Origin of the sequence: Streptomyces sp. SID5785, assembly GCF_009870065.1 — a bacterium.
Taxonomy (GTDB): domain Bacteria; phylum Actinomycetota; class Actinomycetes; order Streptomycetales; family Streptomycetaceae; genus Streptomyces.
Genome location: NZ_WWIA01000808.1, coordinates 1 through 7,667, shown reverse-complemented (window position 1 = coordinate 7,667; position 7,667 = coordinate 1). Strand labels below are relative to the sequence as shown.

Annotated in this window: 6 protein-coding genes; all 6 read right to left on the bottom strand. The window is 69.9% G+C overall.

Annotation, left to right across the window (positions count from 1 at the left end; genetic code table 11):
- Positions 1-1,189: multiple monosaccharide ABC transporter permease (gene mmsB / locus GTW43_RS26365; RefSeq protein ID WP_161304466.1), on the bottom strand; the 1,189-nt coding region annotated here is incomplete at its 3' end.
- A complete protein-coding gene (gene mmsA / locus GTW43_RS26360; RefSeq protein ID WP_237536821.1) occupies positions 1,186-2,799 on the bottom strand; it encodes a multiple monosaccharide ABC transporter ATP-binding protein in 1,614 nt (537 codons plus the stop codon). The genes mmsB and mmsA, both read right to left, overlap by 4 nt.
- A 40-nt stretch (positions 2,800-2,839) precedes the next feature.
- Positions 2,840-3,946: a multiple monosaccharide ABC transporter substrate-binding protein gene (gene chvE / locus GTW43_RS26355; protein ID WP_161304465.1), complete on the bottom strand. Its 1,107-nt coding sequence runs from the start codon at positions 3,944-3,946 to the stop codon at positions 2,840-2,842.
- Between the two features lie 135 nt (positions 3,947-4,081).
- Positions 4,082-5,038: a hypothetical protein gene (locus tag GTW43_RS26350; protein WP_161304464.1), complete on the bottom strand. Its 957-nt coding sequence runs from the start codon at positions 5,036-5,038 to the stop codon at positions 4,082-4,084.
- A 121-nt stretch (positions 5,039-5,159) separates the two neighbouring features.
- Positions 5,160-6,164, bottom strand: coding sequence for an alcohol dehydrogenase catalytic domain-containing protein (locus GTW43_RS26345; RefSeq protein ID WP_161304463.1), 1,005 nt, complete (start codon positions 6,162-6,164; stop codon positions 5,160-5,162).
- Entirely contained in the window at positions 6,161-7,318 is a 1,158-nt protein-coding gene (locus GTW43_RS26340; protein ID WP_161304462.1) for a mandelate racemase/muconate lactonizing enzyme family protein, read from the bottom strand. Before GTW43_RS26340 ends, GTW43_RS26345 begins: the two co-directional genes overlap by 4 nt.
- Positions 7,319-7,667: the final 349 nt, after the last annotated feature.

The following is a 7,667-nucleotide window of genomic DNA, read 5'->3' as shown; positions in this document are numbered from 1 at the left end:
CGAGCAGCGCCAGGCCCTTGATGACCTGCTGCCAGTCGGTGCCGACGCTCAGCAGGTTCATGCCGTTGTTGAGGACGCCGAGGACCAGGCCGCCGATGATGGCGCCGAGGACCGTGCCGACGCCGCCGCTCATCGAGGCGCCGCCGATGAACGACGAGGCGATGGCCTCGAGTTCGAAGTTCAGGCCCGCCTTGGGCGAGGCCGCGTTGAGCCGGGCCGCGACCACCAGGCCCGCCAGCGCCGCGAGCACGCCCATGTTCAGGAAGACCAGGAAGGTGACCTTCTTGTCCTTGACGCCGGACAGCTTGGCGGCGGGCAGGTTGCCGCCGATCGCGTAGATGTGGCGGCCGAAGACGGCGTTGCGCATCACGTAGCCGTAGCCCACCACGAGGACGCCGAGGATGAGCAGGACGATCGGCGCACCCTCGTAGCTGGCGAGCAGCATCGTGACGACGAGGATCGCCGCGACGATCGCGACGAGCTTGAGCAGGAAGAGGTTGCGCGGCAGGACCTGGAGCGAGAACTCCTTCTCGCGCCGGCGGTCCCGGACCTCCTGGGCCACCACGAAGACGATCAGCACGAGCCCGAGCAGCAGCGTGATGTTGTGGTAGTTGGTGTTCGGGCCGACCTCCGGCAGGAAGCCGTTGCCCATCTTCTGCAGGCCGCCCGGGAACGGGCCGACGGTCTGCCCCTTCAGGAGGATCTCCGTCAGACCGCGGAAGAGCAGCATTCCGGCGAGGGTGACGATGAACGACGGTATCCCCAGATACGCGATGAGGAAGCCCTGGACGGACCCGGCCACCGCCCCCACCAGCAGCGTGAGCACGAGCGCGACGGGCCAGGCCACGCCGTGTTCGACGGTGAGCACGGCCGCGAAGGCGCCGACGAACGCGGTCAGCGAGCCGACCGAGAGGTCGATGTGCCCCGCGATGATCACCAGCATCATGCCGATCGCGAGGATCAGGATGTAGCTGTTCTGCAGGACGAGGTTGGAGACGTTGCGCGGCAGCAGCAGGTCGCCGTCGGTCCACACCGCGAAGAGGGCCACGATCAGGCCGAGCGCGATCAGCATCCCGTACTGGCGCATGTTGCGGCGCAGGCCGTCAAGCACCAGCTGCAGCAGGCCCCCGCCCGCGGAGCCGCCCGGCGGCGCGGCGGCCGGGCTCTTGTCGGTCACGTCGGTGCTCATCGGGTTACCTCTTCGTCCCTCTCGGCCGTCCCGTCCTGCGGGTCCTGCGGGTCCTGCGCGTCCTGCGGGTTCTGCTTGTCCTTGGTCATCTGGCGCATCAGCACTTCCTGCGTGGCGTCGGCCCGCGCGACCTCACCGGTCAGCCGTCCCGCGGCCATCGTGTAGATGCGGTCGCACATCCCGAGCAGCTCGGGCAGCTCGGAGGAGATGAAGACGACCGCCTTGCCCTGCGCGGCCAGCTGGTCGATGACCGTGTAGATCTCGTACTTGGCGCCGACGTCGATGCCACGGGTCGGCTCGTCGAGGATCAGCACATCCGGCCCGGCGAAGATCCACTTGCTGAGGACGACCTTCTGCTGGTTGCCGCCGGACAGCTTGCCGACGGGTTCGAAGACCGTCGGGGCCTTGATGTTCATCGACTTCCGGTAGCCCTCGGCGACCTGGCGTTCGTCGTGCTCGTCGACGATGCCGCGCCGGGCGACCTTGCCGAGGGCGGCCAGCGAGATGTTCCGGTTGATCGTGTCGATGAGGTTGAGGCCGTAGTGCTTGCGGTCCTCGGTGACGTAGGCGATGCCGTGCCCGACCGCCTCCGCGACGGTCTTGGTGCGGATCTCCTTGCCGTCCTTGAGGACCGTGCCCGCCGCGTGCCGGCCGTACGTGCGCCCGAAGACGCTCATCGCCAGCTCGGTGCGGCCGGCGCCCATCAGGCCCGCGATCCCGACGATCTCCCCGCGCCGCACCTCGATCGACACGTCGTCGACGACCTTGCGCTGCTGGTCGATCGGGTGGTGCACGGTCCAGTTGCGGATCTCCAGGGCGGGCGCGGCGCCCTCCTCGGGGTGGTGCGGGGTGCGGTCGGGGAAGCGGTTGTCGAGGTCGCGCCCGACCATCCCCGAGATGATGCGGTCCTCGGTGGTCTCCGGCGCCTTCACGTCGAGCGTCTCGATGGAACGCCCGTCGCGCAGGATCGTCACCGAGTCGGCGACCCGCCGGATCTCGCCCAGCTTGTGCGAGATGATGATCGAGGTGATGCCCTGCTGCTTCAACTCCAGGATGAGATCCAGGAGTTTGCCGCTGTCCTCGTCGTTGAGCGCCGCCGTCGGCTCGTCGAGGATGAGCAGCTTCACCTCCTTCGACAGCGCCTTGGCGATCTCCACCAGCTGCTGCTTGCCGACGCCGATGTCGGAGACCCGGGTCTCCGGATGGTCGGTGAGACCGACCCGGCGCAGCAGCGTGCTGGCGTGCTTCAGCGTCTCGCGCCAGTCGATGAGACCGCGCCGGGCGTGCTCGTTGCCGAGGAAGATGTTCTCCGCGAGGGAGAGGAACGGTACGAGCGCCAGCTCCTGGTGGATGATGACGATGCCGTGCTGCTCGCTCGCCCTGATGTCCTTGAAGCGGCAGACCTCTCCCTCGAAGAGGATCTCGCCGTCGTACGTGCCGTGCGGATGGACGCCCGAGAGCACCTTCATCAAGGTGGACTTGCCGGCGCCGTTCTCGCCGCAGATGGCGTGGACCTCGCCCTGACGTACGGTCAGCGTGACGTCCGAGAGCGCTTTGACACCGGGAAAGGTCTTGACGATCGAGCGCATGTCCAGGACGGGTCCCGCCATGGTCGTGCCTTTCAGTCAGTGGGGGCAGTGCGGACGGGGGTCACTTGAGGTCGCCCTCGGTGTAGTAGCCGCCGTCCACCAGGACCTCCTGGTAGTTGGCCTTGTCCACGCTCACCGGCTTCAGCAGGTAGGAGGGGACGACCTTGGCACCGTTGTCATAGGTCTTGGTGTCGTTGACCGCGGGCTTCTTGCCGTTGAGCTCGGCGTCGACCATGTTCGAGGCGACCTTCGCCAGTTCGCGGGTGTCCTTGTAGACGGTCTGCGTCTGCTGCCCGGCGATGATGGACTTCACGGAGGCCAGCTCCGCGTCCTGGCCGGTGATCACGGGCAGCGGCTTGGAACCCTTGCCGTAGTTGTCGGACTTGAGCGCCGACAGGACGCCGATCGAGATGCCGTCGTACGGGGAGAGGACCGCGTCGACCTTGGCGCTCTTGTACGACTTCGTGAGGATGTCGTCCATGCGCTTCTGGGCGGTGGCGCCGTCCCAGCGCAGCGTGGTGACCTGGTTGAGCGCGGTCTGGCCGGAGCGCACGACGAGCTTCTTGTCGTCGATGTACGGCTTGAGCACGCTCATCGCGCCGTCGAAGAAGTAGCGGGTGTTGTTGTCGTCGTTCGAGCCGGCGAACAGCTCGACGTTGAAGGGGCCCTTGCCGGACTTCAGGCCCAGCTTGTCGACGATGTAACTCGCCTGCAGCTCGCCGACCTTGGTGTTGTCGAAGGAGGCGTAGTAGTCGACGTTCTTCGAGTCGAGGATCAGCCGGTCGTAGGCGATGACCGGGATCTTGGCGTCGGCGGCCTGCTGGAGCACGTTGCCGAGGGACTTGTTGTCGATGGCGGCGACGATCAGGGCCTTGACGCCCTGCGTGATCAGGTTCTCGATCTGCGCGACCTGCTGGTCGGGGTCGTCCTCGCCGAAGACCAGCTTGGTCTTGTACCCCTTGGACTGCAGGTTCTTCTCGACGTTCTTGCCGTCGGCGATCCAGCGCTCGGAGGACTTGGTCGGCATCGCGATGCCGACCGTGCCGCCCTTGGCGCTGCCCGCCTTCTCCTCGCTGCCGCCCTCGCTGTTCTGGCCGCAGGCCGTGAGCGTGAGGGCGAGGGCTGCTCCTGCGGCGGTCGCGACGAGTGCGGCTCGGCGGTTTGCCATGGTCATCATCCTTGGGTGTGAGTGCAGATTCGGTCGGGCTGCGCGAGTGCACGGTGGGGACAAGGTCGACCGAGACGAGATGTGTCGGATTCTGCGCGGCCTTGTCTGAACCTGGGAAGTTGTGTGCCGGGAACGTTATTGGGCCGTGTCGAAACGACGGAGGGATCCGGGCAGTCGGCTGCCCAGAGGGGACATTCCGCCCGCCGCGCCGTGCCGCTCGAGCAGGTCGAGCGCGAGCCGGCCGCGCCGCACCCGCTCCCGCGCCGTGGCGAGCGTGACGTCGCGCAGATGGGCTCCGTAGGGGTAGAGGGAGGGGGCCTTGGCGAGCCCGAGCTTCAGGTACAACGGGGCGCCGCGGCGGACCAGTTCGGCGATCTCGTACATCCGGACGTACCCGCCCAGGTCGTCCGGCGCCTCGACGTACATGTCCATGGGCGCGGCCGACACCCGGCGGATCTCGGTGAGGTGGGCGAGGGTCAGGTCGCTGGGCACGTTGAGGGAGTCGGCGCCCAGCCCTTCGTACACGGCGTACGCGGCCGGGTTGACGGGCCCGATGAGGGCGGAGACCTTGAGCGTCGTGCCGGCCGGGATGACGCCCGCGGCGCGCGCCCGGTGCAGGGTCCACAGCACGCCCTCGTCGGCGACGAGCAGGCACGTGACGCCCAGCTGCGTGGCCCGCACGGCGTCCTCGACGCAGCCGGCGACCGCGTCGTGGCCCCGGGAGCGCAGCCCGGCGCCGCCCGAGTCGGTGCGCACCGAGCCGCCGGTGTCCCAGGTGCCGCGCGGGCCGGTGAACAGGCAGAGCTCGATGCCGCGTTCGGCGGTGGCCGCGGCCATCTCGAGGATCTCGGTGTCGCGCAGCATCCAGACGCCGCTGCCCTGGCTGATCCGGTGGACGGGCACGTCCAGGCGCGCGGCCTCGTCGAGCACCGCGGCCAGGGCCTCCGGGCCCTCCACCGACGGGATCTCGACGCGCCAGGTGCCGCCGTCGGGAAACGTGTGCGGGCTGGCGTCGTCGGGGCGGGGGGCGGGGGCGCTCAGCCCCAGGGCGGACAGGGCGGGTTCGCCGGGGCGGCGGGGAGTGTCGGTCACGGAGGCCTTCTCGTGCGTCGTTCGACATGTCGGACGGGGTTCGGGATCGCGACGGCGTTCGGGGTCGCGACGAGGTTCGGGATCGTGTCGCGGGGTGGCCGGGCCGGCGCCCGGACGGCCCTCAGGGGCGCAGCAGCACCTTGCCCACCTTCGGGTCTCCGGAGGCCACCAGTCCGATGGCCTCCGTGAAGCTCTCCAGGGGGAGTTCGTGGGTCACCAGGGGGCGGGGTCTGAGCAGCCCGGCCGCGAACAGCCGGACCGCGTGCGCCCAGGCGTCGGGCGGTGCGCCGAACACGGTCCGCACCTCCAGCTGCCGCACCACCAGGTCCGTCGGATCGAGGCCGGCCGCGCCCGGCGCGGGCAGTCCGGTCAGGACGAGCCGTCCGCCGCGCCGCAGGAGCGCGGCCGCGGTCCCGGCGGCCGAGGCGGACCCGGCCGCCTCGATGACGACGTCGCGGTCGGCGGGCAGCTCCGCGTCGTGCGGCAGGAAGGCGGTGGCCCCGAACTCCCGTGCCAGCGGCTCTCGTTCGCGGTCCACGCCCACGACCAGCAGGTCCGCGGGTGAGCCTGCCGCGAGGATCTGCACGGCGAGCAGCCCGAGGGTTCCCGTCCCGACGACGGCCACCCGCGCACCCGGCGCCGCGGCGGCCCGCAGTGCGGCGGCGGCGACGCACGCCGCCGGTTCCAGGAGCGCGGCGGCGGTCAGGTCCGCGCCGTCGGGCAGGACGTGCAGCAGCCGGGCCGGCAGGGTCAGCGTGGGCGCCATCGCCCCGGGGCGCGTGAAGCCCGTCTCCTCGTACCCGGCGGTGCACAGGGTCGTGTCACCTGCGTGGCAGCGCTCGCACACCTGGCAGTTGCGGAAGCCCTCGCCGACGACCTTGCGGCCCATGAGCGCCGCCGGTGTGCCGTCGCCGACGGCCTCCACGACGCCGGACCACTCGTGGCCGGGCGTCACCGGGTACCGCACGTAGGCCGCGGGCCGGTTGCCCTGGTGGACCTCGCGGTCGCTGCCGCAGATCCCCACCGCGTGCACCCGGACGCGGGCCTCGCCCGGGCCGGGGGCGATCGGTGTGTGCGGGACGAGCCGGTGCCGGCCGGGACCGTCGACGACGACCGCGGAGCTCACCGGTCCGCCTTCGGGGCGCGCTTCTCCCAGCCCTCGGCCCACAGGTCGAACTTCGCCTGCTGCTGCGGGAACTCGGCCGCCGCGTCGACGTCGAGCTCGACGCCGAGGCCCGGCTCGTGTGACAGCTCGAACCAGCCGTCCACGACCTGTGGGGCGCCCTTGACGACCTTCTTGATGTCGGCGTCCGCGAAGTCGTTGAAGTGCTCCAGGATCTTGAAGTTCGGTGCGGTGAAGCCGACTTGGAGGGAGGCGGCGGTGAGCACGGGACCGCCCACGTTGTGCGGGGCGACCAGCATGTAGTGCGTCTCGGCGGTCGCGGCCAGCTTGCGGGTCTCCCAGATGCCGCCGAGGTGGCCGACGTCGGGCTGGACGATGTCCACGGCCTGGCTCTCGAACAGCTCGCGGAACTCGATCCGGTCGTGGATCCGCTCGCCGGTCGCCATCGGGATGTCGACCTTGGCCGCGACCTTCTCCAGAGCCTTGAGGTTCTCCGGCGGCACCGGCTCCTCCAGCCAGGCCGGCTCGTACGGCGCGAGTTCCTTCGCGAGCCGGATCGCGGTGGCGGGGGAGAAGCGCCCGTGCATCTCCAGCATCAGCTCGGCGTCCGGACCGATGGCGTCCCGCACGGCCTCGATCAGCGAGACCGCGTACAGGGACTCCTCGTGGCCCAGCTCGAAGTGCCCGGTGCCGAACGGGTCGATCTTCAGGGCCCGGTACCCGCGCTCCATGACGCGCTTCGCGGCCTCGTGGTAGGCGTCGGGCGTGCGCTCCGTCGTGTACCAGCCGTTGGCGTACGCCTTGACGCGGTCCGTCACCTTGCCGCCGAGCAGCTGCCACACGGGCACCCCGAGCGCTTTGCCCTTGATGTCCCAGCAGGCCATCTCGATGACCGCGATGCCGGACATCACGATCTCGCCGGCCCGCCCGTAGTCCCCGTACTTCATGCGCCGCACGAGGTCCTCGATCGCGAACGGGTCCGAGCCCACGATGTGGTTGGTCCGGGCCTCGTTCAGGTAGCCGACGAGCGCGTCCGTCCGGCCGAGCATCCGGGTCTCGCCGACACCCGTGATGCCCTCGTCGGTGTGCACCTGGACGTAGGTCAGGTTCCGCCACGGTGTGCCGACCACATGTGTGCTGATTCCCGTGATGCGCAAGGCCGTTGCTCCCCGTCCTGTTCGAAATTTCGTCATGCGTTCGAAATCGTGGCGTGACAGTAAGGACGGCCCTGTGGGGGTGTCAATGGGTCTGCGAGGATCGGCCCGCACCGGAAGGGCGTCTTCCGCACAGAAGTTTCACAGTGTCGTCTTCTTGCCTCGCCGCGTGGCGCCTAGCCTCCCTACGTCATGGACTACTGCCACCCCTGCCGCCGACACCTCAACGGAGCCCTGGCCTGCCCGGGTTGCGGCACCCCCGCCGAGGCCGTGCGCGCCTACGCCGAGGCGCTCGCCGCGCAGGAGGCGGTGGAGGAGGCCGAGCCCGCGCCCGAGGGCGAGCCGGCGCGCC

Bases quoted from the DNA above. Each gene is read 5' to 3' on its own strand.
- mmsA (WP_237536821.1), bottom strand. From the start codon at position 2,799: ATGGCGGGACCCGTCCTGGACATGCGCTCGATCGTCAAGACCTTTCCC.
- chvE (WP_161304465.1), bottom strand. From the start codon at position 3,946: ATGGCAAACCGCCGAGCCGCACTCGTCGCGACCGCCGCAGGAGCAGCC.